A 710-nucleotide genomic window follows, 5' to 3' on the forward strand; every position below is an offset into this window, starting at 1 on the left:
GCGTGCGATTCAGCAGCCACGGCGAAGCCGTCTGGTGATGTATTCGGAAATAAAGATAGTTAATTATTTGTAAGACTTTCAATTCATTACTAATCTTAGCCATTGGTTATATACGGTGTTGTAAACAGTTTTAATTCATATTAGTTTGTTTAAAATTGACTTGTTCATGGTCCTTACCAAATGTTAGCTCTAAAATTTTAGTATCTTCATTTGGGATATACGGATAATGATAAGTACTACACCAATAAGAATAAATAGGAGAGAAGAAGTAGCCATTTAGTTTTGGGTTCCCATCGATATACAAAACAAATTGCTTTCCGTATCCTACATAATCCAGCTTACTTAATTTTCGAGCACCAGCAGAGTTTAAAACTAATTTTCCATTATTAGTATTGAATGATTGAATATCTGAATTGTTAATTATAGGTTTTTCCTTTAAGTTCGATTTCTCTGCTTTAAATTCACCAGCAAAAACAAAATCATCATTTAAAGTGTCTAACCTAATAATATTAAAATCAAATCTATCGCCCAATTTAATTAAATTCAGACTGTCAATAATAGATTTTGTTATTGGAATTCCTTGATAACTTTCAATTCGACTTTTCGTTAGATAAATTTCAATTTTAGGGTTTTCATTTCTTTGAATTTGATTACATGATACTAGAACTAAACTAAATAATATGTAGAATATTTTTTCTTTCAAAATTGTT

At 29.0% G+C, this 710-nt stretch carries 1 protein-coding gene; it reads right to left on the reverse strand.

Annotated features, from left to right (window positions below):
• Window positions 1-130: 130 nt before the first annotated feature.
• Window positions 131-710: hypothetical protein (locus ACY2RU_RS17770; protein ID WP_490139827.1), on the reverse strand; the 580-nt coding region annotated here is incomplete at its 5' end.

This window comes from Ulvibacter sp. 2305UL32-6, assembly GCF_058148545.1.